The organism is Oleiphilus sp. HI0086 (genome assembly GCF_001635225.1).
In genome coordinates, this window is the sequence record NZ_LWFZ01000555.1 from 1 (window position 1) to 909 (window position 909).

2 protein-coding genes are annotated in these 909 nt (G+C 42.0%); both read left to right on the plus strand.

What is annotated here, in order from left to right; translation table 11 throughout:
• The first annotated feature begins 163 nt into the window (after positions 1-163).
• Positions 164-454 (plus strand): type II toxin-antitoxin system RelE/ParE family toxin, encoded by a 291-nt coding sequence (locus tag A3756_RS06685; protein WP_068511197.1) that lies wholly within the window; start codon positions 164-166, stop codon positions 452-454.
• Between the two features lie 14 nt (positions 455-468).
• A complete protein-coding gene (locus tag A3756_RS06690; protein WP_068511195.1) occupies positions 469-759 on the plus strand; it encodes a HigA family addiction module antitoxin in 291 nt (96 codons plus the stop codon).
• Positions 760-909: the final 150 nt, after the last annotated feature.

Sequence of the window (909 nt, forward strand, 5' to 3'; positions counted from 1 at the left end):
TCTTTTGAGGCTGCGTGATTAAATATAACAAAGCAATCTTGCGGAACTCCGTGAGCTGTCACCCTGTTTGCAAAAACACGCAAACAAGCCGCCATCTAACTCCGTCGCGCAAATTGCGGCGTTATATGTTGCATGAATACCGTGTATTCGTTAATATGCCTAAATGATTATTTCCTTTGGCAATAAAACTACATCAGATCTGTTTAATGGTGTTTCTAGTCGTTGGGCACGAAAGCTGCCCAATCAGATACATGAGTTAGTTTTATATAAGCTTGATGTTATTAATGCTGCTCAGAACCTAGATGACCTTAAGTCGCCTCCCGGAAATAGGCTTGAGCTACTTAAAGGTGACCTAGACGGTTTCCATAGTATTCGTATTAATTCTCAGTGGCGTATTGTATTTCGCTGGGATTCTAACGCTGCTCATGATGTCCAAATAGTGGATTACCACTAAATATGAGGTAAATTATGATTCCTTCAAATCGCATAGCAACACACCCAGGAGTTATTCTTCTCAAAGAGTTTCTAGAGCCTCTTGAGGTAACTCAAAAAGCATTGGCATTACATCTAGGCGTTCCTATACAGCGCATAAATGAAATAGTGCGTGGTAAGCGTGGGGTAACCCCTGAAACTGCATGGCTATTATCAGAGTCTTTTAATACGTCACCTGAGTTTTGGCTTAATTTGCAGTCAGTTCATGACTTATCAGCAAAACGGCCAGAAAATCATATTCAGCCCCTACAAGCAGTAGGCATATAACCAAGTAATCTTGCGGAACTTCGTGGGCTGTCACCTTGTTTGCAAAAACACGCAAACAAGCCGCCATTCCACTCCGTCGCGCAAATTGCGGCGTTATATGCGCAAAAGTACCAAACACTTGTACGCGGTTTTCTTAGTTTTGTGCAAAGA

What these genes read in the sequence shown, in the direction of transcription:
- A3756_RS06690 (WP_068511195.1), top strand. Translation starts at nt 469, where the DNA reads ATGATTCCTTCAAATCGCATAGCAACACACCCAGGAGTTATTCTTCTC.
- A3756_RS06685 (WP_068511197.1), top strand. Translation starts at nt 164, where the DNA reads ATGATTATTTCCTTTGGCAATAAAACTACATCAGATCTGTTTAATGGT.